Annotated in this window: 23 protein-coding genes; 3 read left to right on the forward strand and 20 right to left on the reverse strand. The window is 60.4% G+C overall.

The features are described 5' to 3' along the window. Positions 1-27 precede the first annotated feature (27 nt). Positions 28-1,794, forward strand: coding sequence for an SLC13 family permease (locus AC244Q_RS24765; protein ID WP_128406702.1), 1,767 nt, complete (start codon positions 28-30; stop codon positions 1,792-1,794). Positions 1,795-1,855: 61 nt separating this feature from the next. Here the strand turns inward: AC244Q_RS24765 and AC244Q_RS24770 are convergent, their stop codons facing one another. From AC244Q_RS24770 to araD, 7 genes are all read right to left on the reverse strand, one after another. Continuing rightward, complete coding sequence (locus AC244Q_RS24770) at positions 1,856-2,917, reverse strand: Ldh family oxidoreductase (RefSeq protein ID WP_012755644.1); 1,062 nt, start codon at positions 2,915-2,917, stop codon at positions 1,856-1,858. Positions 2,918-2,987: 70 nt separating this feature from the next. Further along, positions 2,988-4,508: an ABC transporter substrate-binding protein gene (locus tag AC244Q_RS24775; protein ID WP_128406701.1), complete on the reverse strand. Its 1,521-nt coding sequence runs from the start codon at positions 4,506-4,508 to the stop codon at positions 2,988-2,990. Between the two features lie 186 nt (positions 4,509-4,694). Beyond that, complete coding sequence (locus tag AC244Q_RS24780; RefSeq protein ID WP_128406700.1) at positions 4,695-5,600, reverse strand: 5-dehydro-4-deoxyglucarate dehydratase; 906 nt, start codon at positions 5,598-5,600, stop codon at positions 4,695-4,697. A 17-nt stretch (positions 5,601-5,617) separates the two neighbouring features. Next, a complete protein-coding gene (locus AC244Q_RS24785; protein WP_128406699.1) occupies positions 5,618-7,135 on the reverse strand; it encodes an aldehyde dehydrogenase (NADP(+)) in 1,518 nt (505 codons plus the stop codon). Between the two features lie 63 nt (positions 7,136-7,198). Then, positions 7,199-7,909, reverse strand: coding sequence for a ribonuclease activity regulator RraA (locus AC244Q_RS24790; protein WP_024321447.1), 711 nt, complete (start codon positions 7,907-7,909; stop codon positions 7,199-7,201). Between the two features lie 22 nt (positions 7,910-7,931). Further along, positions 7,932-9,122, reverse strand: coding sequence for an L-talarate/galactarate dehydratase (locus AC244Q_RS24795; RefSeq protein WP_128406698.1), 1,191 nt, complete (start codon positions 9,120-9,122; stop codon positions 7,932-7,934). Between the two features lie 9 nt (positions 9,123-9,131). Continuing rightward, entirely contained in the window at positions 9,132-10,868 is a 1,737-nt protein-coding gene (gene araD / locus AC244Q_RS24800; protein WP_128406697.1) for an L-arabinonate dehydratase, read from the reverse strand. Between the two features lie 143 nt (positions 10,869-11,011). Here araD and AC244Q_RS24805 point away from each other — a divergent pair, with 143 nt between their 5' ends. Continuing rightward, positions 11,012-11,731 (forward strand): GntR family transcriptional regulator, encoded by a 720-nt coding sequence (locus AC244Q_RS24805; RefSeq protein ID WP_003562449.1) that lies wholly within the window; start codon positions 11,012-11,014, stop codon positions 11,729-11,731. Between the two features lie 25 nt (positions 11,732-11,756). Here the strand turns inward: AC244Q_RS24805 and AC244Q_RS24810 are convergent, their stop codons facing one another. The 7 genes from AC244Q_RS24810 to AC244Q_RS24840 form a co-directional block, all read right to left on the reverse strand. Beyond that, the gene (locus AC244Q_RS24810; protein WP_128406696.1) at positions 11,757-12,704 is read right to left on the reverse strand and encodes a 2-hydroxyacid dehydrogenase; all 948 of its coding nucleotides are present in this window, start codon (positions 12,702-12,704) and stop codon (positions 11,757-11,759) included. Then, positions 12,701-14,335 (reverse strand): ABC transporter ATP-binding protein, encoded by a 1,635-nt coding sequence (locus tag AC244Q_RS24815; protein ID WP_128406695.1) that lies wholly within the window; start codon positions 14,333-14,335, stop codon positions 12,701-12,703. Before AC244Q_RS24815 ends, AC244Q_RS24810 begins: the two co-directional genes overlap by 4 nt. Further along, on the reverse strand, positions 14,328-15,254 hold the full coding sequence (locus AC244Q_RS24820; protein WP_017996180.1) for an ABC transporter permease: 927 nt from the start codon (positions 15,252-15,254) through the stop codon (positions 14,328-14,330). Before AC244Q_RS24820 ends, AC244Q_RS24815 begins: the two co-directional genes overlap by 8 nt. A 3-nt stretch (positions 15,255-15,257) precedes the next feature. Further along, on the reverse strand, positions 15,258-16,172 hold the full coding sequence (locus tag AC244Q_RS24825) for an ABC transporter permease (protein WP_012755654.1): 915 nt from the start codon (positions 16,170-16,172) through the stop codon (positions 15,258-15,260). A 167-nt stretch (positions 16,173-16,339) separates the two neighbouring features. Next, positions 16,340-17,206, reverse strand: a complete 867-nt coding sequence (locus AC244Q_RS24830) for a DMT family transporter (RefSeq protein ID WP_128406694.1) — start codon at positions 17,204-17,206, stop codon at positions 16,340-16,342. Positions 17,207-17,478: 272 nt separating this feature from the next. After that, the gene (locus tag AC244Q_RS24835; protein ID WP_020487077.1) at positions 17,479-17,760 is read right to left on the reverse strand and encodes a hypothetical protein; all 282 of its coding nucleotides are present in this window, start codon (positions 17,758-17,760) and stop codon (positions 17,479-17,481) included. Between the two features lie 173 nt (positions 17,761-17,933). Continuing rightward, a complete protein-coding gene (locus AC244Q_RS24840) occupies positions 17,934-18,398 on the reverse strand; it encodes an NUDIX hydrolase (protein WP_128406693.1) in 465 nt (154 codons plus the stop codon). A 376-nt stretch (positions 18,399-18,774) separates the two neighbouring features. Here AC244Q_RS24840 and AC244Q_RS24845 point away from each other — a divergent pair, with 376 nt between their 5' ends. After that, a complete protein-coding gene (locus AC244Q_RS24845) occupies positions 18,775-19,455 on the forward strand; it encodes a peroxiredoxin-like family protein (RefSeq protein ID WP_128406692.1) in 681 nt (226 codons plus the stop codon). An 88-nt stretch (positions 19,456-19,543) separates the two neighbouring features. Here the strand turns inward: AC244Q_RS24845 and AC244Q_RS24850 are convergent, their stop codons facing one another. The 6 genes from AC244Q_RS24850 to AC244Q_RS24875 form a co-directional block, all read right to left on the reverse strand. Beyond that, positions 19,544-20,614 carry an ABC transporter ATP-binding protein gene (locus AC244Q_RS24850; protein ID WP_128406722.1) on the reverse strand — a complete coding sequence of 357 codons (1,071 nt, stop codon included), beginning with the start codon at positions 20,612-20,614 and terminating at the stop codon, positions 19,544-19,546. Between the two features lie 67 nt (positions 20,615-20,681). After that, positions 20,682-21,980: a D-tagatose-bisphosphate aldolase, class II, non-catalytic subunit gene (locus AC244Q_RS24855; RefSeq protein WP_128406691.1), complete on the reverse strand. Its 1,299-nt coding sequence runs from the start codon at positions 21,978-21,980 to the stop codon at positions 20,682-20,684. Next, positions 21,977-22,930 carry an SIS domain-containing protein gene (locus AC244Q_RS24860; protein ID WP_128406690.1) on the reverse strand — a complete coding sequence of 318 codons (954 nt, stop codon included), beginning with the start codon at positions 22,928-22,930 and terminating at the stop codon, positions 21,977-21,979. The genes AC244Q_RS24855 and AC244Q_RS24860 overlap by 4 nt, the downstream gene beginning before the upstream one ends. An 11-nt stretch (positions 22,931-22,941) precedes the next feature. Then, the gene (locus AC244Q_RS24865; protein WP_206615923.1) at positions 22,942-23,775 is read right to left on the reverse strand and encodes a carbohydrate ABC transporter permease; all 834 of its coding nucleotides are present in this window, start codon (positions 23,773-23,775) and stop codon (positions 22,942-22,944) included. Positions 23,776-23,798: 23 nt separating this feature from the next. Beyond that, positions 23,799-24,716, reverse strand: coding sequence for a carbohydrate ABC transporter permease (locus AC244Q_RS24870; RefSeq protein WP_012755663.1), 918 nt, complete (start codon positions 24,714-24,716; stop codon positions 23,799-23,801). After that, complete coding sequence (locus AC244Q_RS24875) at positions 24,713-25,969, reverse strand: ABC transporter substrate-binding protein (protein WP_032996979.1); 1,257 nt, start codon at positions 25,967-25,969, stop codon at positions 24,713-24,715. The genes AC244Q_RS24870 and AC244Q_RS24875 overlap by 4 nt, the downstream gene beginning before the upstream one ends. Positions 25,970-25,979: the final 10 nt, after the last annotated feature.

Here is a 25,979-nt window from a genome sequence, read left to right on the forward strand (position 1 = left end):
GTTAATTGCCACCACCGGGATGCAAACATGCGCGCTGATCAATGGCTATCTCTTCTCATCATCGCGCTGATGATGGGCGCGTTCCTGTGGGGTCGTTATCGATACGATATAGTCGCCGTGAGCTCTCTTCTCGCTGCAATCATTGTCGGCATCGTTCCCGCCAAGAATGCTTTTTCCGGCTTTTCCGATGACATTGTCATCATCGTTGGCAGCGCGCTCGTCGTCAGTGCGGCGATCTCCAGATCGGGGATCATGGATGTCGCCTTGCGCCGATTTTCTCCCGAACGACGCGGGCCACGGATGCAGCTGATCATTCTGGTTGCCATTGTCGCAGCCCTGTCGGCTTTCATCAAAAACATTGGTGCGCTGGCGATCATGATCCCGGTCGCTGTGCAGATGGCCCGGAAATCGCGCGTATCACCGTCGATGTTCCTGATGCCGATGTCTTTCGCCTCTCTGCTCGGAGGGCTTATGACGCAGATCGGCACGTCGCCAAACATCATCGTTTCCCGGGTGCGCGAGGAGATCACCGGGCAGCCGTTCATGATGTTTGACTATACGCCTGTCGGCCTGGCGCTCTCGGTCGCCGGCGTTGTCTTTCTGGCGCTGTTCTACAAGCTGCTGCCTGAAAGATCACGGGTCGAAACGTCGATGGATGAGGCGGTGGCGATCAAAAACTACACGACCGAGGCCAAGGTCACCACGCCATCAGGGGCGATCGGGCGGTCCGTCAGCTGGCTCCAGAAGCCGGCGGGCGGCGATGCGATGGTGACTGCGATTATCGGTGGCAACGGCCAAAGACGAACGCCCCTTCCCGACACGGTGCTCAAGGATGGCGACCTTCTTATTATCGAGGGAGAGCAGAGCGCCCTCGACAAGATCGTCAGTGAAGCCAAGCTTCAACTGTCCGACCGTAAACACGAGCCTGAGACACGCCAAGACATCAGTTCTGTCGAAGCTATCGTTGGCGAACATTCCCGATTGATCGGCGTCAGCGCAAAAGACGTTTCTCTCTTCCACAATACCGGGCTCAACCTTCTTGCCGTCAGCCGCCGCGACAGGCGCTTCACCGAGCGCCTGGGTGAGATCAAGATCCGCAATGGCGACGTCGTGGTCTTGCAGGGCGACTTGCAGAAACTACCGGATCTTCTACGCGAATGGGGATGTTTGCCGCTGGTCGAACGAGATATGAAGCTCGGCAACGCCCGCAACGGCATGATCCCCGTCATTATCCTGATGGCAACGATGGGAGCAACAGCCTTCGGCGGCATTCCCGTAGCGACAGCGTTTTTCGCCGCCGCTTTTCTGATGGTGGTCACCGGATGCGTTCCTTTGCGGGAAGTTTATCAGCATCTCGATGCGCCCATTCTGATCATGCTGGCCGCTCTCATTCCGATCAGCGACGCGCTCAGGACCACAGGAACCACCGACATCATCGCGGACCTCCTCTCGCGAACCGCCGAAATGCTCCCGCCCTTCGGTGCTTTGGCTCTCATCCTGGTTGCGGCCATGGCCGTAACCCCGTTTTTGAACAACGCAGCGACGGTTCTGGTCATGGCCCCGATCGCCGCGACCTTTGCCGAGAAGCTGGGCTTCAGGCCCGATGCCTTTCTGATGGCGGTGGCAATTGGAGCCGGCAGCGACTTCCTCACGCCCATCGGACACCAGTGCAACACGCTGGTGATGGGACCGGGCGGATATCGTTTTGGTGACTACGCCCGACTGGGTCTGCCGCTGTCGCTCATTGTGGTGCTCGTCAGCGTGCCGATCCTGTTATTGGTCTGGCCGATCTGATTGCACCTGACACCGGATGTTGCGGTGACCGATAAGAAATTTCGAAGCAGAGTTGTGTTCCTCACGCGGTGACGTCGGGAATAGGCAAGCCTAGGATCTCGGCATGTTTGCAAAGCTTTTGCCAAGCTGCATCGCCGACCGGCACGCCCTCTTCTAACGCCGAGCGGCGCTTTTGCGCTGCGCTGTCGCCCGGCATGCGAACGGGGCCATTGTTCCAGGGCGCCGGAGGATTGCTGCGGCAGGCAGAGGCGAGAAAGTCAGACTGCGCTGTAAAGGCATCGAGCCCGGCAAAAAAGGCCGGATCGATGACCTGAAGGAAGGCGCTTTGCGAAAAGACACCGGATGGCGTGTTCGCCCGTCCCTTGCCGGAAAGCCCCTGCCCCAGCAACTCGACGATCAGTCCGAGCCCAAAACCCTTGTGCCCCTTCAACTGGCCGCCGAGAGGCATCATCGTCCCGCCCCGTTCCGTCACCTCGCGCGGATCATCGGTCGGCTCGCCTGCGACAGTGAAAGCCCAGGCCTCAGGAAATTTCTTGCCGGCCTTCGCCAGGTTTTGCGTCATGGTCGTGGTGGTGATCGAGGCCGAGACGTCGATCAGGATCGGATCCGCAGATGTCGGGAAGCCGGCCGCCATAGGGTTGGGCGTCAGAAGCGGCTTCGTGCCGCCATAGGGCGCAACGCGGCTCGCCGCGGGATGCGAGACCGACAGCTGTACGATGAGGCCCCGTTCGGTTACCTGCCGCATGAAGGCTGAAAGCGCGCAGGTATGGTGGCAGTTGCGGATCGCGGCGGTGACGACGCCATGATCGCCGACCCGTTCGCAGGCCTGCTCGATCGCCTTCGTCAGCAGCCATGCGCCCGGCAGGGATTTGCCGTCCCAAACAAAGGCTGCGCCGCGGTCATTGACGATCTCATAGCTGCCGGACTTTGCCAGCGAGCCGTCTTCCAACGCCTCGACATACCAGCTCAAAAGACTGACGCCATGGGTTTCGTGGCCGATCATGTCGCCTTCCACCAGGACGGCGGCAGTCGTTTCGGCCTTGTCGGCCTCCATGCCGGCGCGGGTCAATATCTGCTTTGCGAATTGAGTCAGGGCAATGCGGTCAATCAGCGGCATCGGCATTTCTCCCTCACGTCATGGAAAGCACGGGCCGCTGTTTGCGGCGGCCCGTGGTTAAGTGCGGCATACCGGCTTACTTGAAGCGGATCTGCGACAGCTGCAGTTCGGAATTCGTCGCGATCGTCGGCTTGAAGTCGAGACGCGGCGAGACGCGGGTGAAACCGACCATGTGAAACATCGGGATGTCGGCGATGATTTCGGTGTTCACCTTGGCGAAAAGCTCCTTCCAGAGTTTTGTGCGCTCGTCGCCGGTGGCAGACGTCGCCTTGGCGATCAGCGCGTCAACGGCCGGATCGCGAACCATGGAGTGGGAACCGTCGGTCGCGTATTTCACGAATGCGGTGAAGACGGGGTCGCCGGTCGCATTGTCGTGCTGCGACTGGGTCAGCGTCGGACCGGAATCGGCGACAAAGGGTGCAACGAAGTAGCCGTTCCACACGGACACGTCATACATGTCGAGCTTTACGTTCAAGCCGACTTCCTGAAGCATCGCCATCATCGCTTCCATCGCTTCGGTTGCGTTTGGATATTGTCCATTGCGACCGATGATACGGATCTCACGATCGACCGGGACGCCGTCCGCTTTCGCTGCTGCGACCAGTTCCTTTGCTTTTTCGGGATCATAGGGCCAAGCGGGGATATCGGCATTGTAACCGATCGTGGTCGGCACAACGAGCTGTGTCGCGATCTTTGCCTGTTCGGGGAACAGCGTTCCGAGCATCGCCTGACGATCGATGGCGAGGTTCATCGCTTCGCGGATGCGCCGGTCGTTAAGGGGTGCTGCGCGCGTATCGATGCGCAGCGATGTCGTTTCCGAATTCGGGTAGGCGAAATCGGTTTCCTTGTTGGTGGCATCCTGTACGGATACGGCCGGAACGATATCGGCTTCGCCAGCATCGACCATGGCGGCTGCAACGGCGCTGTCTGAGCGGAACAGATATGTCGCCTGTTCCACCTGGGGTTTCTCCCCCCAATATTCCGGATTGCGTTTCAGCACGATTGACTGGCCGATTTCCCATTTGTCGAACGTATAAGGGCCAGTGCCAATCGGCTTGCGGGTGAATTCGTCGGCTGGTGTCGCCTCGGCCGATTCCACAGCCATCACCGTCATCAGAAGCGGAAGAATCGGCTGCGCCGGTTTTGTTGTAATGCGGATCGTGTTGGCATCGGGCGTTTCGAAGCTGAACTCCGTGCCGCCGAAATATTTGCCGCCGGTCTCACAGCTGAGCTTCTTATTCTTGTTGCGCTCGATGGTGAATTGGACATCCTTGGCGGTGAACGGCTTGCCATCGTGCCATTTGACATTCGGGCGCAGCTTGAACTCCCAGGTGTCGTCATCGATCTTCGACCATTCCGTCGCCAGGCGAGGTTTGAGGCCGCCATTGACGTAGTCGAACTCCACCAGCATCTCGTTGACGTTTTCAGAAATGACCCGGCCGACGTCCTGGCGCGCTGCCATACAGGGCTCGACGACATCAACGGTTTCGGCAAGCACAACAGTGACGTTGCTCTTGGCATCCTGCGCCAGAGCCGTGCCGCCGCTCAGCGCGAGCACCGTTGTTGAAAAGCAGGCAGCTAACAAATGTAGTTTCATTTCGTTCTCCTCCCATGCGCCTCTGGCGCTCCTCACAGTTGATCTGCGTCCCGTTTCCGGTGCTCCGGCACCTATCTCCTCATAGTTCTATGAAGCACAAGTGCACTAATATACTAGTTAACGACGGCCTTCAACCCAGGCGCTCCGAAGTGCGGAGCCCTCAACCGTGTCTGGAACCCTTCATTTTTACTGGGCCGAAGCTATCAGTTCGCGCATCATCTCGACTTCCTCGTCGGTGAGATCCGTCAGCGGCGCCCGCACTAGTCCCGCCTCAAAGCCGCGCAACCGCACGCCTGCCTTGACCGCGGATACCGCATAACCGGCTTTGCGATCGCGAATACGGGCAAAGGGATAGTAGAAATCGCGTAGCATCTGTTCACAAGCCGCGTCGTCACCGGCAAGGAATGCCTTGTGGAATTTCAATGCCGTTTCAGGCACGAAATTGAAGACCGCGGAGGAATAGGTCGGCATGCCGGCTCCGCGATAGGCCTGGGCAAACAGTTCGTGTGTCGGCATGCCGCCGATATAGGAAAGGCGGTCGCCGAGCGCGATCGTGACACGGCGCACCGTATCGATATCGCCGGTACCGTCCTTGAAGCCGATCAGATTTGGGCATTCGTCGGCAAGCTGAGCAAGCTGCTCGGCCGAAACCCGCGCCTGGCCACGATTATAAACGATAACGCCCATATTGGTGGCCTTGCAGACGGCTCGTACACGCGCGGCGATGCCATCTGCCGGCGCCTCGGTCAGGTAATGCGGCAGCAGAAGAATGCCGTCGCCACCGGCCGCCTCGATCTCGCGCGCCATGTCGCAGGCAATCCGCGTGCCGTAGCCGCATCCGGCAATAACCGGCGCATCGCCGGACACGGCGCGGGCGGCCTTTACCACCTCAACCACCTCACCGGGTGTCAGCGAGAACAACTCACCGGTGCCGCCGGCAACGATCAGACCGGCAACGGGGTAGGATGACAGCCATTCCAGATGCGCTGAAAACGGCTTGGCGGCAAACCGGTCCTCGGCATCGAAAGGGGTGACGGGAAAGGACAGCAGGCCGTTGCGAATGATCTCGCGAAGTTCCGTCGGGGCAATCAATTTGGTACTCCTCGGTTTCAGTTGCGCAGGTCTTGCGGCAACAGGTCGGCGGGGAAATTCTGATAGGCGACGGGGCGCAGAAACCTGCGGATCGACATGGTTCCGACGCTGGTCGCGCCGAAATTGGTCGAGGCCGGGTAGGGTCCGCCATGCACCATGGAATCGACAACCTCGACGCCGGTTGGGAAGCCGTTGACCAGCACTCTGCCGGCTTTCCGTTCGAGGATTGGCAGCAGGTCGCGGGCAAGGCCCAGATCGGCGTCGTCCATATGGATCGTCGCGGTCAGCTGTCCCTGAAAGCTTTCGGCAAGGGTGAGCAACTTTTCAGGCGAGCCGACGCGCACGACGAGGCCGAGAGGACCGAATACTTCTTCGCTGAGCGAATGATCGGCAAGCCAGGCCGAGCCGTTGGTCTCGAACAGGTTCGGCGTTGCTTCGCGGCCAGCACTCTGTGCCGCGAGAACCGGCGCGACGGCATTGCTTGTCCGCATGCGCTCGACACCTTCGTGATAGGCCGTGGCGATGCCTTTTGTCAGCATCGTCTGCGGCGCCACCTTTTCAAGAGCCGCCTTGGCGGCACTGGTGAACTTGTCTGCCTCCGGCCCTTCGACGACAACGGCGATACCGGGTTTGGTGCAGAACTGGCCGGCACCAAGCGTCAGGGAACCGGCCCAGCCTGAACCGATCGCCTCTGCCCGGGCAGCGGTAGCGGCCGGCAGCAGGAACATCGGATTAACGCTGCCGAGTTCCCCGAAAAAGGGGATCGGCTCGGGGCGCTGGGCGCAAAGGTCAAAGAGCGCCCTTCCGCCGGCAAGCGAACCGGTAAAGCCAACGGCTTTGATGGCCGGGTGGGTCACCAGCGCCGTTCCGACATCACGACGGCCGCCCTGGATCAGGCTGAAGACGCCAGCCGGCATTCCAGTGCGCTCGATAGCGGCTGCAATCGCCTCGGCAATGATCTCACCTGTGCCGGGATGGGCCGAATGTCCCTTCACCACGACCGGGCAGCCCGCGGCAAGCGCGGCTGCCGTATCGCCGCCGGCCGTCGAGAATGCCAGCGGAAAATTCGAAGCGCCGAAGACGGCGACCGGGCCGATCGGCCGTTGCACCAGACGGATCTCGGGCCGCGGCGCCGGCTGCCGATCGGGTTGGGCTGCGTCGACGCGAGCGTCGAGATGCGCGCCCTTGCGGATATGGTCGGCAAACAGTTTGAGTTGGCCGGTGGTGCGAGCGCGTTCGCCGTTCAGCCGGCCCTCCGGAAGCCCGGTTTCCTGCGTTCCGATGAGGGTGACGGCCTCGCCGCGCTTGTCGATCTCCTCGGCGATTGCCTCGAGGAAAATGCCGCGCTCCTCGCGTGTCGTTGCCGAAAACGCTGCAAAAGCAGCTTCGGCGGCGCGGCAGGCGCGGTCGACCAGTTCCGTTGTGCCGACAGCAAAGTCATGTGCCTGCCCATGCACCGGCTCTGACCGAAATGTCGTCGTTCCGGCAATCCACTCGCCGGCGATGAAATGCCTGCCTGAAGGGGTCCAGCTCATTGTTCTTCTCCTCGACGGAGCCTCGCTCCGTCCTGATGCGTGAAGTAATCAAGGTGCACCGCTTTAGCGGCCATTCACCTTCCGCCATTCGGCAAAAAATGTCAGATTGCTTTCGTCAGTGGCCGGGTAGAGGCCAATGATCGTATGACCTTGCTTGACGCGCTCGGTGACGAAATCTTCGTAAGCGGTCATCTCCACCGCTTCATCAGCGATCTCGTCGGCGATCTCAGCCGGGATGACGATCACGCTGTCGTCGTCGCCGACCATGATGTCGCCCGGGAAGACCGCCACATCGCCACAGCCTATCGGCACATTGATGTCGATTGCCTCGTGCAGCGTCAGGTTCGTCGGGCTGGAGGGACGATTGTGATAGGCGGGGATATCAAGGCCGCCGATCGTCATGGCGTCCCGGAAGCCGCCATCGGTGACGACGCCGCCGCCGCCGCGCATCATCAGGCGGGTAATCAGGATGTCGCCGGCAGAGGCTGCGCGCGGATCCTTGCGGCTGTCCATCACCAGAACAGAGCCTTCCGGGCAAGTCTCGATGGCAAGCCGTTGAGGATGCTTCGGGTTGCGAAAGACGTTCATCGCGTTGCGGTCCTCGCGCGCCGGCATGTAGCGCAGCGTAAAGGCCGGTCCGACCATATTGCGGCCCTTTGGCTGCACCGGCCGAACATCCTGGATCGTCTGGTTTCTCAGACCGCGCTTGAACAGTGCTGAACAGAGCGTCGCGACGGAGACACCCATCAGTTTTTCACGGGTTGCGGGGTTCATATTTCCTTCTCCTCGTTCTCATTCAGACGCCGAAGCTGCGGGTTTCCACGGTCCAGTCGCGGGCTTTGCCGGTCAGGCTGCAACCGAGCCCCGGACGTGCCGGCACGATCATCCGGCCGTCCTTGATCTCGAGTTGTTCGTTAAACAGTGGCGCCAGCCAATCGAAATGCTCTACCCACGGCTCATGCGCATAAGCGGCGGCCAGGTGCAGATGGATTTCCATGGCGAAATGCGGGGCCAGGCGCATACGTTTCGCCTCGGCGTGCGTGCAGATGCGCAGAAAGGGCGTGATGCCGCCGACCCGCGGCGCATCCGGCTGAATGAAGTCGACCGCATCGGCCCGGATCAGCGCCATGTGTTCGTCGGCGCTTGCCAGCATTTCGCCGGTGGCGATCGGCGTGGCGAGTTCGCGTGCCAGTGCCGCATGGCCCTCGGCGTCGTAGGCATCGAGCGGCTCTTCGATCCATTCGAGGTTGAGCGGTTCGACCAGCCGGCCGAAACGCAAGGCCGTCGTGCGGTCCCATTGCTGGTTTGCATCGACCATCAACGGGACACGGCCATCGATATGGCTGGTCACCGCATCAAGCCGGCGAAGGTCGATCATCGGGTCCGGCTGTCCGACCTTGATCTTGATGCCGCCGATACCGGAGGCGATCGAGTGGTCGATGGCATCGCGGATTTCCTCGACGCTCGATGACAGGAAGCCGCCGGAGGTGTTGTAGCAGGCGACACTGTCGCGATGCGCGCCAAGCAGTTTTGCAAGCGGCAGGCCGGCGCGTTTCGCCTTCAGGTCCCAGAGGCAGATGTCGATGGCGGCGATTGCCTGCGTTGCAATGCCGGAGCGCCCGACCGAGGCCCCGGCCCAGCAGAGCTTGTCCCAGATGCGCGCGGTATCGTTGGGGTCTTCGCCGATCAGGTTGTCGGCAAGCTCGCAGGCATGTGCATAAAGCGCAGGTCCGCCTGCCCGCTTCGAGTAACTGAAACCAAGCCCACTATGGCCAGCCTCGGAGACGATCTCGCAAAATAGAAAGGCCACCTGGGTCAGCGGCTTCTGCCGGCCGGTCAACACCTTGGCATCGCTGATCGGCCGCGCCAAAGGCAGGTAAGCGAGCGACAGGGTGACCGATCGGATGGCGTCCAGTTTGGACGGACCGGCAGCGAAGCCAGCCTTGGGCGGCTGTGCGGGGATCGTGCGTTGATTGGGATCAAACATCGTGGTGCCTCAGTTGATGGCCGGTTCCGGCGTCTTGCCACCGAATTCGGTTGTCAGGAAATCAAAGTCGCAGCCTTTGTCGGCCTGCTCGATATGCCCGGAGAACATAAAGCCGTAACCGCGTTCATAATGCCGCGTCGGCGCCACCCAGGCGGCCCGCCGCGCTGTGATCTCTTCTTCGGAAACCAGCATATTGAGGCTGCGTGCCGGAATATCAAGCTCGACCATGTCCCCCGTCCTCAGCAGCGCCAGAGGCCCGCCAACATAAGATTCCGGTGCGACATGCAGCACGCAGGCGCCGAAACTGGTTCCGGACATGCGGGCGTCCGAGATGCGTACCATGTCGCGCAGGCCGAGTTTCAACAGCGCCTTCGGCATCGGGATCATGCCCCATTCCGGCATGCCTGGTCCGCCCTGTGGGCCGGCATTGCGGAGAACGAGAACCGTCTCCGGCGTCAGCGGATAGTCGGGATCGTCGATGATCTTCTTCATCTCCGCATAGCTGTCGGCGACCAGCGCCGGGCCACAATGACGATGGAATTTTGGGTCGCAGGCCGCCGGTTTGATGACCGCGCCGTCGGGACACAGGTTTCCCTTGAGCACGGCCAGCGAACCTTCGTGATAGACCGGGTTCGACAATGGCCGGATAACGTCGTCATTGTAGATCTTCACCTGGTCGAGACCATCCACCAAGGGTTTTCCCATAACGGTAATCGCGCTGGGATCCAGCTTGTCGCCGAGCTGCTTCATCAGGGCGCGCAAGCCGCCGGCATAAAAGAAATCCTCCATCAGATAGGTCGAACCGGAAGGCCGGATGTTGGCGAGAACCGGCGTCGTACGACCGATGCGATCGAGATCATCGAGCTCCAGCGGGACGCCGGCGCGCCGCGCCATGGCGATCAGGTGTATGATGGCATTGGTGGAGCAGCCGGTCGCCATGGCGACCGTGACCGCGTTGTCGACGGCCGCCGGAGTGATGATCTGGTCCGGTGTCAGATCCTCCCACACCATATCGACGATGCGCCGGCCACAGGCCGCAGACATGCGCTGGTGGTTGGCGTCGGCAGCCGGGATCGAGGATGCGCCCGGCAGCGTCAACCCCATAGCCTCGGCGATCGCCGTCATCGTCGACGCCGTGCCCATGGTCATGCAATGGCCGTAACTGCGGGCGATCCCGCCTTCGATGCCCTGCCACTCCTCCTGGGTGATCGTGCCGGCGCGGCGCTCGTCCCAATATTTGAAGCCGTCGGTACCAGAACCCAGCGTCTTGCCGGCATAGTTGCCGCGAAGCATCGGGCCGGCCGGCAGATAAATGAAGGGAATGCCCATGCTGACTGCGCCCATGACAAGGCCTGGTGTGGTCTTGTCGCAGCCACCCATCAGAACGGCGCCATCGACAGGATGGCTCCGCAGCAGTTCCTCAGTCTCCATCGCCAGCATATTGCGATAGAGCATCGTGGTCGGCTTGACGAAGTTTTCGGAAAGGGAAAGAGCGGGCAGTTCCATGGGGAACCCACCCGACTGAAGAATTCCCCGCTTCACCCATTCGGCGCGTTCACGGAAATGCATGTGGCACGGCTGCGCATCGGACCAGGTGTTGATCACGGCAATGATCGGCTTTCCCTGCCAATCCTCCGGCGCGTAACCCATCTGCATCGTCCGCGACCGGTGGCCGAACGAGCGTTGATCATCCGGCAGCATCCATCGGGCGGACCGCAATTGCTCGTAGGTTTTCCTCGCGGTCACGGCTTTCTCCCACCTTTTCGCTTGCTTACTTCAGCGTCTGCACCAACTGATATTTTAGTTTGACATATATATCAATGGCAAGTTTGCGTTCTTGTGCATTAGGTCGTGCAAAGCTATGAATGGACTCGAATAGGACGCCTCAGATGAATTCCCAGTTCGCCTCTACATTCGGCCTGACCGCGCCCGGCTTTCCAGTCGTTGCCGGCAGTACCGTCCAGCGGGTCTATGATGACCTGCGAAAGCGTATCATTACTATTCAGCTGCCGCCGGACACCACACTGTCGCGCACTGAGCTCACCGAGACTTATGAAGTCAGCCAGACGCCCATCCGCGACGCATTGCAGCTCCTCAAACAGGAGGGTCTGGTTCGCATTTATCCGCAGTCCCGCACTGTGGTGACCAGGATCGACGTCCTGCAGATTTACGAGGCACATTTCCTTCGCGTGGCGCTGGAAACGGAAGTTTGCCGCCGCCTCGCAACCGATCCGGATCCGGATCCGAGCGTCGTTACCCGCGCCCGGTCGATCATCAAGATGCAGGCGGCAGTCGCCGACGACGTCGATCAGGTCGCGATCTTCCAGGAACTCGACGAGCTCTTTCACCAGACATTGTTCGCAGGCGCAAAGCGCAGCAGCCTCCACCAATTGATACGCGAGCGATCCGGCCATCTCGAGCGCATTCGTCGCCTGCATCTGCCCGAGAAGGGCAAGATCGTCAGCATTCTCGATGGGCACCACGCCATCATCGATGCGATTGCCGCGCGCAACGAACAGGGTGCGGTCGATGCAATCCGTGAACATCTCAGCCAAACCGTCGCAAAAGTGGAAGACCTCAGGAAGGAGTTCCCGGACTACTTCGTCTGATCTGCCGCGCCGCGGGTTTGCCGGATCAATTGACCGGCGTCAGCAGCGGCCTGCCTGCGAAGAAGGCGGCAAGGTTGTCGACCGTCAATTGCGCCATCCTGTCGCGCGTTTCCTCGGTACCGCTGGCATGATGGGGATAGAGCACAACGTTGTCGAGCGCTGCAAAGCGCGGATCGGGATTGGGTTCGTTGAGGTAGACATCGATGCCGGCCGAGGCGATCCGCTTTTCCTGCAAGGCCTTGATCAAGGCCGGCTCGTCGACCACGGTGCCCCGGGCAATGTTGATGAAGCTGCCCGTCGGTCCGAGCGCATTCAGCACGTCCGCCGAAATCAATCCTTCGGTCGAGGCCCCGCCAGGCGTCGCGACGATCAGGATATCGGCCCAGTCCGCAAGTTTGACCGGCGTGTCGAAATAGGCAAAATCGTTGCCGGCTTTCTTCGTCCTTCCATAATAGCCGACCGTCAGCCCGACAGCTTCGCATCGCTTGGCAATCGCCATCCCGATGCGGCCGAGGCCGACGATCCCGGCCTTCTTGCCCGACGTCGATGTCGTCAGCGGCATCATGCCCTTCTGCCCCCAATCGCCGGAGCGCACATAGCGATCGCCTTCCGGCAGGCGCCGGCGTGCCGCCAGCATCAGAAGCAGTGCCATGTCAGCAACGTCGTCGCACAGCACCTCGGATGTGTTGGTGAGCTTGATGCCGCGCCGTGTCATCGCCTCGACGTCCATCTGGTCGTAGCCAGCCGAGGAACAGGCGGCGAGCTTTAATGCCGGCAATTTCGAAAGCAAGGCTTCGTCGATCGTCACATGGCCGTTGCAGACCAGGGCGGAAGCGATCGGGCCGGCTTCCCGCAAGAGAGCATCGCGCTCTTCGCCTTTGACAAGATCCAGCCGGTGCAGCGTGTAGGTCTCCTCCAGGATCGCCATCTGATGGGGCCGGAGCGGATAGGCGACGATGACATCGGGCTTCATGCGGAAACGAGTCCTTCCTGTCGTTGGCGGGCGGCGCGTCGGGTGGCCTGGATCTCCGGATCGGGGTCGAGGCTCGCGGCAAGAAGTGCCTGCGTGTAGGGGTGGGAGGGCGCGGTGAAGATCTGTTCGACCGGCCCCTCCTCGACAATCTCGCCGGCCTTCATGACGATGACACGATCGGCGAAATCGCGAACCACCGGCAGGTCGTGCGCAATGAAGAGGTAGGACAGGCCGAATTCGCGACGCAGGCCCTCAAGCAAGGCGATTACCTGCGCCTGGATCGACACGTCGAGCGCCGAAACCGCCTCGTCGCAGATGATCAGTTTCGGCTCCATCGCCAGCGCCCGGGCAATCGCGATGCGCTGGCGCTGGCCGCCGGAAAACTGATGTGGATACCGGTCGGCCATATCCGGTTTCAGGCCAACCTTGACCAGCAGTTCGGCCACTCTCTCCTTCCATCTCGCTTTCGGCAGGATATCCGGGTGAATGACCCAGGCCTCTGAAATCAACCGGAACACGCTCATCCGCGGGTTCAGTGACTGGGTCGGATCCTGAAAGACCATCTGCAAATCGCGACGCAGCCCGAATATTTCTCTGGGGGTCATCGCAAGCAGATCGTTGCCGCGATAGAGAACCTGGCCCTCCTGCGGATCATCGAGGCGAACGATTGCCCGGGCAAGGGTCGACTTGCCGGAACCGCTCTCGCCGACAACGGCAACCGTCTCGCCGGGCATGATGACGAAATCCACGCCCTTCAGCGCCTGGAATGCGCCGAAACTCTTTTTCAAGCCGATGGCGCGCAACAACGGCTCGCCCTGCCGGTCACGCTCTTGGGCCATCGCACCCTTCCCCGGCGCGGCAGCTATCAGCTTCTTCGTATAGGCGTTCTGCGGGTTGCGATAGACTTCGGCCGCATTGCCGGTTTCGACCACGCAGCCGGAATTCATCACCACCACCCGGTCGGCGATCTCGGCAACGACGCCCAAATCGTGGGTGATCAGCAACAGGCCCATGCCGGTTTCCTGCTGCAACTCCTGCAGAAGTTCGAGCACCTGCGCCTGCACCGTCACATCAAGCGCGGTGGTGGGTTCATCCGCGATCAGGATATCGGGCTTGCAGGCGATCGCCATGGCGATCATCAGGCGTTGCCGCTGGCCGCCGGAGAACTGGAATGGATACTTTCGCATTGCCGCCTGCGGATCGGTTATGCCGACGCGCCCGATCAATTCGAGCGCCCTCGCGCCGGCGCGCTCCGCCGACTGGCCATGCGTCGTCATCATCTCGGTGATTTGCCAGCCGACCGGATAGACCGGATTGAGGTGGGCGAGCGGGTCTTGAAAGATCATGGCGATCTTGGCACCGTTGATCGAGCGCCGCTCCTCGGGCGTCATTTTCAGCATGTCGCGCCCATTGAGGAGGATTGTGCCGCTGGTGATCTTGCCGGGTGGCATGTCGATCAGGTTCATGATCGCCGAGGCCGACACGGATTTGCCCGAACCGCTTTCCCCAAGGATCGCCAGCGTCTCGCCGCGATCGAGATGCCAACTGACATCCTGCACCGCCTTGACGGTCCCGCTGGCGGTGTGGAACTCGACCGAGAGGTCACGCACTTCCAAAAGATGTTCAGCCATTTTTCCTGCCCCTCATTTCAAGGCGCCAGCGTTGTGTCGGATCGAGCGCGATGCGCAGCCAATTCGACAGAAGGTTCAGCGACAGCGTCGTCAGAATGATTGCAAGGCCCGGCCAGAAGGAAAGCCACCAGGCATTGGTGAGATAGGGTCGTCCTTGCGCAACCATGAGACCCCAGGTGATCTCCGGCGCCTGAATGCCGATTCCAAGGAATGACAGGGAGGATTCGGCCAGCATGACGAAGGCGAAATCCAGCGTCGCGATGGTCACCAGCGTGGGGAAGATCACCGGCAGGATGTGATGGAAGACAATGCGCCAGTACGATGCTCCCATCACCTTCGCCGCCTGCACGAACATCCGCTCGCGCACTTCCAGCACTTCGGCGCGCGTGGTGCGCAGATAGATGGGAATGCGGGTGATCGCCAAGACGAGGACGATATTGGTGACCGAGGGCTCGAGCATGTAGAGCACGATCACCGCCAGAAGCAGCGATGGAAAGGACATGATGACGTCGCCGAGGCGCATGATCCATTGAGCAGCAGAAGAGCGGCTGTAACCTGCGACCAGACCGAGCGCCGTTCCGACGACGGATGATGCGAGCACGGCTGCCGCGGCAACCAGGATGGTGTTTTGCGCCGCCACGATAACGCGGGCAAGAAGCGGCCTGCCCAGCGCATCGGCGCCGAGGACATAAAGCATTCCGCGGGTGATATCGAACGGCGGCGCGTTGCGGCCCCGCAGGTTCTGCTTGGTGGCGATGGCTTCCAGCAGGAGCGGGCCAAACAGCGCACAGAGCAGAACGATCAAGAGGAACAGAGCCGCGAAGAAAGCGAGCTTGTCCGCCCACAGCATCGTCAGCCAGCGCCCGATCGGGCCACTTGGTTTTTTCTCGGCGAGGATTTGTGTGTCGGCCATCGTCATCGCTCAATACCGGATGCGCGGGTCGAGCAGCGCATAGGCGATGTCGATCAACAGGTTCATGATGAAGATCGCCAGTGCCGAGACCATGATGACGGCCAGCACGACGGCGAAATCGCGAAGCAAAATGGAATCGATCATCAGCTTGCCGATTCCAGGAAAACCAAACACCGTCTCGACGACGACGGCACCGTTCAAGATGGCGGCCGCTTGGTCGCCGATGACTGTGATCACCGGCAGCATGGCGTTGCGCAGTCCGTGAATGAAGATGATTGAGTTCGAGCGGACCCCCTTGGCGCGGGCCGTCTTCACATAGGCGGAAGACAGAACACTGATCATCGAGCCTCGGACCACCTGCAGGATCAGGCCGAAAGGCCGGATGAACAGCACGCTGACCGGCAGGACCCAGTGCCAGAAAGTTCCCGTTCCCGATGTCGGCAGGACATGCAGTTTAACGGCGAAAATGACGATCGCCACGATGGCCAGCCAGAAATCCGGCGCCGCAGCGCCGATCAGCGAGAAGAAAGTGGCAAGACGGTCGAAGACGCCGCCGACGCGAAACGCCGCAAGCGAACCGATGACAATCGCGGCGATCGTGACCAGCACCATGGTGATGGCAGCCAGCCAGAAGGTCCAGACGAAGGCCTCCAGCACGACATCCATGGCCGGACGGGCCTGCCGCAGTGACTGACCGAAATTGCCCTGGGCAAGATCCGAGACATAACGGCCGAACTGGATGATCAACGGATCGTTGAAACCGTTCATCTCACGGAATTGCTGGCGCATTTCGGTGGTCGCATCGATCGGCAGATAGAGGTCGGTCGGATCGCCCGTCAGCCGGGACAGGAAGAACACGATGACGATAAGCACCACGAGCGATACGCCACTGGCGATCGCGCGTTTGCCGATGAAACTCTTCATGCCACTCCTCCCGAGTGAACCCCATGGGGTCGTGATGTCCGGTTTTTCGTCTTCGTTTGTGCTACCTGTGGTACCCCTCCGGCAACAGGCACGGCTCGACGACCGGTCGCTGTAACTGAAATATTAGTGCATCTAGAATTTTTGTGAACCCCAAAAATGATCGGGGCTTATCGCGGCGGCTTGCGTCGCCATGTCATGCCGCGGGTTCCAATAATGGCCGCGCCGAAGATCACAGCCGCGCCGATCCACGTCTGTACGGCCGGAACTTCCGCGAAAAATGAGAAGGCCATAAGGGCGACGACGGGCAGTCGGAGAAAGTCGAGCGGTGCCAGAACGCTTGCGGTCGCCATACCGAAGGCGCGCGTGATCAGCGTCATGTTGAGTGCGCCGAGTGCCCCTTGGAGGGCAAGCAGTCCGAGTTGGCTCCAGGTCGGCATCGACCAGACCGGCAGCATAACGATCAGGCCAAGCGGTACCGTCGCTATCAGATTCCATGCAACCAGCCGGTCGGCACTATCCCTCAATGCCATCCGCCGCAGCATCAACTGGCTGGCCGCCGTCAAGACCGCTCCTGCCAGCGCAAAAAGCAGCCATTGGTCGAAACCGGACGCTCCAGGGCGAATGATGATCATGACGCCGATAAAACCTGCGACAATTCCCACCACGCTGGAGATGCCGACATGTTCCTTGAGCACCAGCCACGCACCGAGAACGAGAAACATGGGCATGGTGAAATTGATCGCCGTGGCATCGGCGAGTGGCGCGTGCGCAAAGGCGACGAATAATGCGACCAGTGAGGCAAGCTTCAGACCCGCGCGCACGACATGCAGAACACGATAGGGAGAGGATTTCAGGTCGACCCGCGACACGATCCAGGGCGTGACGACAAGAAGCCCGAAAAACGACCGGAAAAAGCCGATCATCAATGGATGCACCTCGCCGGCCAGCAAACGCACAATGACTGCGTCGAAACTATTTAAAAAAGCGGCGGCCACCATCAAGCAGACGGCAAGGCCCGTGCGACCAGGCTGCATCACGCTTCTCCTGATCGAACAAGGGTGAACCCTGCTATATCGGCCATTCGATACAGCTGCGCGTTGAACCGGCAATCCATTGGAAATAAAGCCTTCCTGGGGTGTCTGCTAATCTCCCACTCCCACGGTTTGCCGCGGCGGAGACCACTCATTCTCACCAGGGACCGGCAGCATCCGCTATCCCCCAGCGCGGATTAACGGCTTTATCTCAATCCATCAGCCGCCGTCCACAGTGACAGAGCGCATTGCTGACGGGGCCGCCTTCGCCCCCGCTAGTGGATTACTCCGTTCGTTTTCGCCCGGTTCGAGAACTGGTGGACGAGCATGATGCCCTGCTCAAGGAGTAACTCGGCTGCCTGCAGATCGCGCGGCGTGAGATCGCCGGATAGACCGCGAATCGTATTGGCGACGCAGATGGAGTTGGCGACGAAGCGGGCGTCGCCCTCCCCTTCCGCCTCCTCGGCCGTTGCTTCCAAGGCGTCGGCGACGGTGTCGAGCAGGCTCGAGCGTTCGACGAGCGTCATGTCGTTCAGGGTTTTGGAAATGCCGTTCATGATTGTCTCCTCGCGTGTGCTCAAGGCGGATCGCAGCTCCGTTTTCTCGATTTCAGTGACGTGGCGGTGACTGTCAGATAGGATAGCTGTTTTCAGAAGCAACTCATGGCTGCCGCGCACCTCACGCATGAGTGAAGCGAGATCGGACGGCTCAATCAATAATTTCGGGCCGATCATTCAAGATGCGTCAGGAGGTCGGCAAGCATCGGTCGCTGCCCTTTCAACAGCTTTATGGCTGCGTCGCGCGGGGAAAACCACCCCGCGCGATCGACCTCCGGAAAGCTCTTTACCCGGCCTGACCGTGGTGGCCATTCCATTTCAAACTCGGAACTCTGTATCGCATTCACGTCCAGTACCGGATCGGCTTCGATCGACCACGCGACAACCATCTTTCCGCCAGGTTGTCGGTATTCGCCCAACGGTGTGAACCTGCCATCGACTGCTACACCCAGCTCTTCGGCAGTTTCCCTTATTGCCGCCGCGAGCTCACCTTCTCCAGGTTCGATCAACCCCTTCGGGATCGACCACGCAGCCTCGTCTTTCTTAGCCCAGAAAGGACCGCCCGGATGGACGAGAAGCACTTCGATGTCCCTGGAAACACGTCGGTATAGCAGAAGTCCGGCGCTACGGATTGCCATCGTGTTGTGCCCTCCTTGTGTCGATCACGAGGCCAGGCATTCCTCACAGATGCCGCATCCATCCTCGTCCATCCACCGACGCCGGCGCTTGCAGCAAAGGCAAGCACGACTATCCGGTTGTTCTTTTGTGTCTTCCGGAGGAATGATCTCGATCGTCGTGTCGATTAGAGTGTCGGCCACAAGCTCCGCCATCTCGTTGCTCCATTAGTCTGTTCTAAATAAGATAGGAGCGGCAATCGATACCGGCAAGCTCTCGACGCCGGTCGGAGGGCCAAATGGCATGCCAAACCACATTCGAGCGCTGGGCCTGCTTGCGACAAGTGATATAGTTAAATTTCGGTTGTCCACCCGGACGATACGATAAAGGAATTATTCCATGGGAGACCAGAAACGCCCGCTGCAACCAGGAGAAACTGCCCCCGCCTTCGCACTCGCCACGGCCAACTTCGACGGAACCGTCTCTTTCGCCGACTTGAGCGGTCGCCCGTTCGTGATCGGGTTCTTTCGCGGGTTGCACTGCCCGTTCTGCCGGCGCCAGCTCGAACAGCTTGCCGGCGTACAACCGACCCTGCGCGCCGCCGGTGTGGAGACCGTGGCCGTCATCAACACGCCGGTGGAACGTGCCCGCCTGTATTTCCGCCACCGGCCGACGCCAATAACACTTCTATGTGACCCGGACTGCCGCACGCATCGGGCCTACGGTGTGCCGCATGGCGAGTTCCTGCCCGAAGGGAGCTGCGAGCAGCCCGAATGGCCCTATGGCGCAACGATGGCGCAATTCCAGGCGGCACGTATCAACCCCACGGGCGAGCTGCCGGAACCGCTGCACCCGATGGAAGCCAACACGGCACTCAACGCCAAGGACGGCTTCGAGCTTGACGAAGCCGATCATGCGATCTTCGCGAACCACGCTACCCAGCTCGTCGGCCACTTCCTGGTCGATGCGGACGGCACCATCGGCTGGAGCCAAATCGAGGCGCTCGACGGACCGAACAGCCTATCCATCTTCCCGACCGCGGCGGAGATCATCGCCGCCGCTGGCAGCCTTGGACGCTGACGTGCAGCGAACCTTCCGCTAGCGTTGGCGAACTCGTCTCCGACCTGTCATTAGCTTGAACTCTACATCACATTCCGCCAGTCCGGAATTAGATGGACCTCAACCGTTTTTCGGTTTTTGCGTCGAACAGATGCAGTTTGCTGAGGTCCGGGGTAATGACGATCTGGTCGCCGGCGTGGAGATCAAGGCGCTCTCTTACCGTCGCAACGAGGTGATCCGCACCAAACTTCGTGGTTACCTGGATCTCGGCACCGGTGGGTTCGACGAGGACGACCTCAGCGGCAACAGGACCCTGTCCGATTGTAAGGTGCTCAGGGCGAATGCCGTAGATTAGCTGCGCGCCGCGTTCCAATGGCGCTGCTTCGGGCAGCGGCAGCCTAGCTCCGCCGTCCGCGATCAACTCCAGCGGCCCTGACGTGCTGACCTGGCCTCGAATAAGGTTCATCGCCGGCGAACCGATGAAGCCCGCCACGAAAAGGTTTGCAGGCCGGTCGTAGAGATCGAGCGGCGAGCCTATCTGCTCGACGAAGCCGTCCCGCATCACAACAATCCGATCGGCCATTGTCATGGCCTCGATCTGATCGTGAGTGACGTAAATGGTCGTTGTCTTCAGTCGCTGATGCAGTTGCTTGATTTCCGAGCGCATCTGCACCCGCAGCTTCGCGTCCAGGTTCGACAATGGTTCGTCAAACAGGAAGACTTGCGGATTTCTAACGATGGCACGGCCCATCGCCACACGTTGGCGTTGGCCACCCGACAGATTTCTCGGATATCTGTCGAGCAGATGTTCGAGCCCAAGAATTTCAGCGGCTGCTCGAACACGTTGCCTGGTCTGTTCCTTGGGTGCTTTCGCCAGCTTCAGCGAAAAACCCATATTCGCCTCGACTGTCAGATGGGGGTAGAGCGCATAGGACTGGAAAACCATCGCGATATCGCGTTCTTTTGGTGCGACATTGTTCACGACCTTGCTGCCGATCGATATCCGGCCAGCTGAAATCTCTTCGAGGCCGGCGATCATCCGCAACAATGTCGACTTCCCGCACCCGGACGGACCGACCAGGATCACGAATTCGCCGTCTTGGATATCGATATCCACCCCATGAAGAACCTCGAAGTGACCGTAGCTCTTGCGGGCATTCGCCACACTTACTGACGCCATAACTTTCTCCGGCTGAATGTTGGTAGCTTCGGGACGCAGCCGCTTGTCTGACACGGCTGTCGATTGCTCATCGGCTTGCCGTGGCGGCTGAATAAGGTGCCAATACCGTGTCGACCGCAGCAAGGCAGAGTTCGCGGGCCTTCGGAGCGACCCGCTTTGACACCACGTCGGAATAGAGTCGACCGAGATATTGGCTGATCAGAGTTTCGGGAATTTCGTCGGGGAGCCGGCTGAACAATTCGCCGACCGCGGCGGATGCGCGAGGATCCGGCCAGTAATAGCGAATTCGATCACTATAGCTGAAATGCCGTTGCAGTCGCTCCTCATCGGGACTGCCGCCATAATGGCCCGTCCAGCTTGCCGGCTGCTCGACCATGATTTTTTCCATGGTCGTCACCAGTCCGGTTCGTGGCGTCTTCCCGGCAAGCACATCAGCGATCGCATCGAGACCGTATAGCGCTTCGCGCAGCGCGAAAGTCAGCCCCGGCCCGACCTTGAGGATTGCAAAGCCGCCGTCAACGAGAGCAGACAAGGCTTCGGCCGGTTGGTAGTCGGTGGAATGTGCTTCGAAAACCAAGCCGGGCATGTCGTCCAGCGAACCAATGAGGCTCTTGGCCCGTTCAGGCTTGTAGAGCGCCACGTCCGTGTTGCCAAATTCCACGCCCGGCTGAACCACGATCCCAATGACCCGCTCCATTGCCGACGCCAAACCTACTTCGGCAAACGACGCCCGATGAACTGCCAGCGTTTTCATCGCCGCATCGGCCCGCGTAATTTCGATGTCTTCGAGTGCGTGCGTTGCACCACCCGGAGGCGGCACCTCGGTTCCGATGATATAGACCGGCGGACGGCGGCCTGAACGAAGAGCGGCCTCCTCAGCGGCCTTTGCCAATCGAGCGGCTCGCGCCGCGGTCAATTCGTCATCGAGCGCCGTTGGTTCACCGGCACAGCCCATCGACGTGTCCAGGTGAATCTTTTCAAACCCTGCCTCGACATAGGCCGTCACCATAGCGGTAGCGCGCAGCATTGCCTCCTCGGCCGCCAACTTTCTCCATGGGTTGGGACCGAGGTGATCGCCTCCCAGGATGATGCGTTCGGCCGGAAAATCAGTCGCTGCGGCGATGTCCTCGATGAACCGGCGAAAGTCCACAGGCGTCATCGCCGTATAGCCGCCCTCCTGATTGACCTGATTGCAGGTGGCTTCGATGAGGACAGCCCGGTGCTCCAGGCCGGCCCGCCGAAGGGCTGCCTCAATGACCAGCGGATGCGCCGAGCAGACCGAAGTGACGCCATGGGGAAAAGGCAGGTTCCGGGCACCGAAAAGCTTTCGCAACGCGATCTGCCGGTTCTCTTCGATCGACGTCATGCGAGCGTCACGACCTTCGTCAGGTGACGGGGAGAGACCGTGTCGATTTGCCGAGCCTGCGCGGCCCGTTCGCCGAGGACCTGCAGCGCCGGAAGGACAACGAGACCCGCAAGCGACAGATCGACATCGACGGCGAGTTCCAGATCGCCTGGACCACCCACACCGATGACGACTGCGCCTTTTTCTCTCAGTTCTCCCACCAGTTTCGTCTCCGCCTCCCTCTGGTCGGAGCTGTACAGCATGACCGCAACCGTCTTCCCGTCAACGAGGCTGATCGGCCCATGCCGGTATTCCAGCGGGTGGAAGGCCTGGGTCATGATCTGGCTCATTTCCATGAGCTTGAGCGCTCCCTCCAGGGCGACGCCGAAGAGCGGCCCGCCACCGAGAAAGACGAAGTGCGACCGGTCGGCGATAATTCCAGACAGCGCCGCATCGAGAGCGCTTGCGAGCTGGCGGGCCGAATTCACGACGGAGGCAGGAACCTTCTGCCCGATCATCTGCAAACCGAGAAGGACCATGAGGCTCGCCGATACCGTCATGACGATCCCTTCGTCCGGATGGGTTTCGGCTGCGATCATCCGATCGCAATTTTTCGCCAGAGAGCTTTTCGGTTCGACGGTTATCGCCGTCACGAAGGCGCCGGCGGCGCGGCTTGCCTTTGCCGCGGCGACCGTTTCTGTCGTCTCGCCGCTGCGGGAAAGCGCGACGACGTGCGTGTTGCGCCACTCCGGCCAGAAAGCCGACGGCCGGTTTTGCCATTCGGCGCCGGGCACCGCGATTGCCCTTCGTCCGGCCATATTGGCATAGGCTGCCAGCGAAAGTGCAAGATTGAAAGACGTGCCGCAGCCGATGAAGACGAGCAGCTCCGCGCTCTCGATAGCTGAATTCGAGCCGATCGCCTTCTCCCAGTAGGGAAATTGCTCGAAAATGACTTTTTCGGTCGTGTTCATGAAGTCTCCGATTATTTGACTGAACCAGCCAACAGGCCGCTGACGAGGTAACGGTTGAGGAAGATGACGACGAGGGCGGGGATGACGATGGCGATCGAGCCGCTCGCTGTGATCAGGCCGTAGTCGATGAAGTTCTTCGTTACGAATTCCGGAATCAGAACCGTTAGCGGCTTCGTCGCCTGCGGCGAAAAAATGAGCGGTACGAGATACTGTCCCCAGGCACCCAGAAACGTAAGGATTGCCGCTGCCGTCAGACCCGGTCCGGCCAACGGCAGGACGATATTGAAGAAGATGTAGAGCCGGCCGGCTCCGTCGAGTTGTGCCGCCTCTTCCAGTGAGATCGGAAGAGCTTCGAACACGCTCCGCAGCAGCCATAACGACAGGGGCAGGAAGGCCGAGACATAGATCAGCGAGACGCCCAGATAGGTATCGACGAGATGCAGCTTGATCATGATCTGATAGAGCGGGATCAAGACGGCGTAGGCAGGAATGGCCAGGGTCGCGACGACGGCGACAAAAAGCGCTTTGCGGCCGGGAAACTGCAGCCTGGTGAACGCGTAAGCCCCAAGTGAGGATATCGCGACGCAAAGCAGCGTAGCGGCGATCGATGTCACCACGCTATTGAGCAATGCGGCACGGAACTGTTTGAACACCTCCACACCCCCGATCCGGGCGATATTGATGCCGAGCAGCCGCGAGTAGTGATCGAGCGTAAAGTGCTGCGGAAAGAAGTTGATCGGTCGGGTCGAAAAGTCTTCGCTGGGCGTAACCGAACTCGCGATGGTCCAGTAGATCGGCCCCAGAGACCAGATCAACAGGACGACGACACCGGTCCAAATCATCATTCGATAGGCAATAGTGGATCTCATCAGTCGAACCGTGTGTTGCGATAGACACGAAGGACGTAGACCAGCGAAATCAGCAGAGATACGAGAGTGATCACGACCGATAGCGCCATGCCATACGAGAAGCGGAGATTCTGGAAGGTTTCGAGGTAGATCTGGACGAGCACCGGCCGGGTCTCGAGGCTGGCACCCGCCAGAACCCAGGCCTCGTCGAAGAGATTGAAAGCGTTCACGGTTGCGTTCGTCATGGCGACAGCGATCGCACTGCGAACCAGCGGAAGGGTTACCCATCCAAACATCTGAACGCGCGTGGCCCCATCGATCCGCGCAGCCTCGTAGAGATGGGCAGGTATGCTCTGCATCGCGGCAAGAACGATGACGATCGTCAAAGGCATCATGCGCCAGACATGGACGACCGTTACGGCGACGATGGCGCTGGTGCGATCGTTGAACCAGACATGATTTTCGAAGGGGAGCCCGAGCGCCGAAAGAATACCGTTCAACAGACCCGCACCCGGTTGATAAATCCAAAGCCAAATGACCGAATTCACAACGCCGGGCAGCGCCCAGGGCAAGATCACCGCTGCGAGAACCCACTGCCGCCCGACCTTGATCTGATTGATGAGAGCGGCGGCAAGAACGCCGAACACCGTTTCGGCGGTGACGGCCAGAACAACGTACATGAGCGTGTTGCTCCAGGTCGTCGCGAGTTGGCCATCCGACAGCATTCGGCTGTAGTTTTCCAGGCCGATGAATGGCGTGCCGGCCTGCATGGGGTTGACCCTGTGCAGGCTGTCCCAGACGGTTCTTCCCATCGGGTAGAAGACCAAAGCTGCCATCGTGAGAACGATGGGCGACACCAGCAGCAAGCCGAGTGTGGTGTCGGCGTTGAAGCCGACCCCACGTTTGCTCGTGGCCTCTTCGGACGCCAAAGCTGTCATTGCGCCATTGCCTGCTTGGCGGCGGAAGCGATGGCCTCCATCGCCTGGTCGACGCTCATCTGTCCCTTGGCAGCGCTATTGATCGCTGTGTTCACGCCGCTGGAAAATTGCGGGTACCAAGGCGGCGTGCCTTGCGGGAACAGCGGCTCAACCGTCTTCGATTGCGCCACCAGAGCGTCGCCGCTGTTCAGCTTTCCGGACTCGTTGAGTTCGGAAAGCGCCGACGTGCGTGTCGGCAGGAAGCCGTTCACGGCATTCTTCTTCTGGAAGTCCTTGCTGGTAAACCATTTGACGAAGGCAATCGCCGCCTCCTTGTTGGGAGAGACGTTTGGAATAGCCAGCGCTTCCGGAAGGCCGAAACTGCGCGTTTCGCCGCTTGCCGTCGGCACGAGGATCGCCTCTACCTGGCCGGCGACTTTCGACTGCTTGGGATCGTTCATCTGGCCAAGACGACCAGGCTCGCCGGAGATCATGATGCTGGTGATGCCCTGCGCGAACATGCTCTCATTGATTTGGCTGTCCTTCAGGCCGGTAGACGCCGGATCGACCAGGCCTTCCTTGAGGAGCATCAATTCGAAAGCAAGCGCCTTGTAACCAGCCGAATCCGGCGAGGTGAAGAGCGGATTGAAGTCCTTGTCGAAGAGTTCGCCACCGAAGGCCTTGGTCAGCAGGTACCAGCTCGTTGACGCGCCTTCGGTCGCTGAAACCGGCAGGCCGACCGGATACTCGACAATACCCTTTTCCTTGATCTTCTTAGCTGCAGCGACCAGGGCGTCCAATGTTTTCGGCATCTCGGTGATGCCTGCATCCGCGAAATGCTTCTTGTTGACGAGCATCACCCGGAAGTCGTTGGTGTAGGGAATTCCCAATAATTTGCCGTCAACCGTGAAGATCTTGGCAACGCCGATATCTTTCACCGTATCGGCGTCGATCACGTCGTTGAGCGGCATATACCAACCGGCCGCGCTGAACTGACCGGTCCAGGACCAATCGAATTCGGTCACATCCGCTGGCGCTGTACCGGCAACCAAGGCTGTCACCAGCTTCGGGCGGATGTCGTCCCACGACAGGGTCTGCAGGTCGACGTGAATGCCGGTTTCGGCCTCGAAGTCAGAGGCGATGTTCGGTCCCTGCGGCGATGGCATGAGCACCGTGATCGACTGACCGGCAAGCGGCTTGGCGTCCTGGCCCAGAGCGGGTGCGGCGATTGCCAAGGCCGCCGATGCAAGTAGAGGCAAGATCAATTTATGCATGTTCCCATCC

Source organism: Rhizobium sp. CB2179 (assembly GCF_057653455.1).

Excerpts from the sequence above, each read along its gene's own strand:
- AC244Q_RS24845 (WP_128406692.1), top strand. The coding sequence starts at position 18,775 with ATGGGAGACCAGAAACGCCCGCTGCAACCAGGAGAAACTGCCCCCGCC.
- AC244Q_RS24840 (WP_128406693.1), bottom strand. The coding sequence starts at position 18,398 with ATGGCAATCCGTAGCGCCGGACTTCTGCTATACCGACGTGTTTCCAGG.
- AC244Q_RS24810 (WP_128406696.1), bottom strand. The coding sequence starts at position 12,704 with ATGAAGCCCGATGTCATCGTCGCCTATCCGCTCCGGCCCCATCAGATG.
- AC244Q_RS24850 (WP_128406722.1), bottom strand. The coding sequence starts at position 20,614 with ATGGCGTCAGTAAGTGTGGCGAATGCCCGCAAGAGCTACGGTCACTTC.
- AC244Q_RS24805 (WP_003562449.1), top strand. The coding sequence starts at position 11,012 with ATGAATTCCCAGTTCGCCTCTACATTCGGCCTGACCGCGCCCGGCTTT.
- AC244Q_RS24790 (WP_024321447.1), bottom strand. The coding sequence starts at position 7,909 with ATGAACCCCGCAACCCGTGAAAAACTGATGGGTGTCTCCGTCGCGACG.
- AC244Q_RS24820 (WP_017996180.1), bottom strand. The coding sequence starts at position 15,254 with ATGACGATGGCCGACACACAAATCCTCGCCGAGAAAAAACCAAGTGGC.
- AC244Q_RS24860 (WP_128406690.1), bottom strand. The coding sequence starts at position 22,930 with ATGAACACGACCGAAAAAGTCATTTTCGAGCAATTTCCCTACTGGGAG.
- AC244Q_RS24770 (WP_012755644.1), bottom strand. The coding sequence starts at position 2,917 with ATGCCGATGCCGCTGATTGACCGCATTGCCCTGACTCAATTCGCAAAG.
- AC244Q_RS24835 (WP_020487077.1), bottom strand. The coding sequence starts at position 17,760 with ATGAACGGCATTTCCAAAACCCTGAACGACATGACGCTCGTCGAACGC.
- AC244Q_RS24825 (WP_012755654.1), bottom strand. The coding sequence starts at position 16,172 with ATGAAGAGTTTCATCGGCAAACGCGCGATCGCCAGTGGCGTATCGCTC.
- AC244Q_RS24830 (WP_128406694.1), bottom strand. The coding sequence starts at position 17,206 with ATGCAGCCTGGTCGCACGGGCCTTGCCGTCTGCTTGATGGTGGCCGCC.
- AC244Q_RS24855 (WP_128406691.1), bottom strand. The coding sequence starts at position 21,980 with ATGACGTCGATCGAAGAGAACCGGCAGATCGCGTTGCGAAAGCTTTTC.
- AC244Q_RS24795 (WP_128406698.1), bottom strand. The coding sequence starts at position 9,122 with ATGTTTGATCCCAATCAACGCACGATCCCCGCACAGCCGCCCAAGGCT.
- AC244Q_RS24785 (WP_128406699.1), bottom strand. The coding sequence starts at position 7,135 with ATGAGCTGGACCCCTTCAGGCAGGCATTTCATCGCCGGCGAGTGGATT.
- AC244Q_RS24775 (WP_128406701.1), bottom strand. The coding sequence starts at position 4,508 with ATGAAACTACATTTGTTAGCTGCCTGCTTTTCAACAACGGTGCTCGCG.
- AC244Q_RS24765 (WP_128406702.1), top strand. The coding sequence starts at position 28 with ATGCGCGCTGATCAATGGCTATCTCTTCTCATCATCGCGCTGATGATG.
- AC244Q_RS24870 (WP_012755663.1), bottom strand. The coding sequence starts at position 24,716 with ATGACAGCTTTGGCGTCCGAAGAGGCCACGAGCAAACGTGGGGTCGGC.
- AC244Q_RS24875 (WP_032996979.1), bottom strand. The coding sequence starts at position 25,969 with ATGCATAAATTGATCTTGCCTCTACTTGCATCGGCGGCCTTGGCAATC.
- AC244Q_RS24815 (WP_128406695.1), bottom strand. The coding sequence starts at position 14,335 with ATGGCTGAACATCTTTTGGAAGTGCGTGACCTCTCGGTCGAGTTCCAC.
- AC244Q_RS24865 (WP_206615923.1), bottom strand. The coding sequence starts at position 23,775 with ATGATGATTTGGACCGGTGTCGTCGTCCTGTTGATCTGGTCTCTGGGG.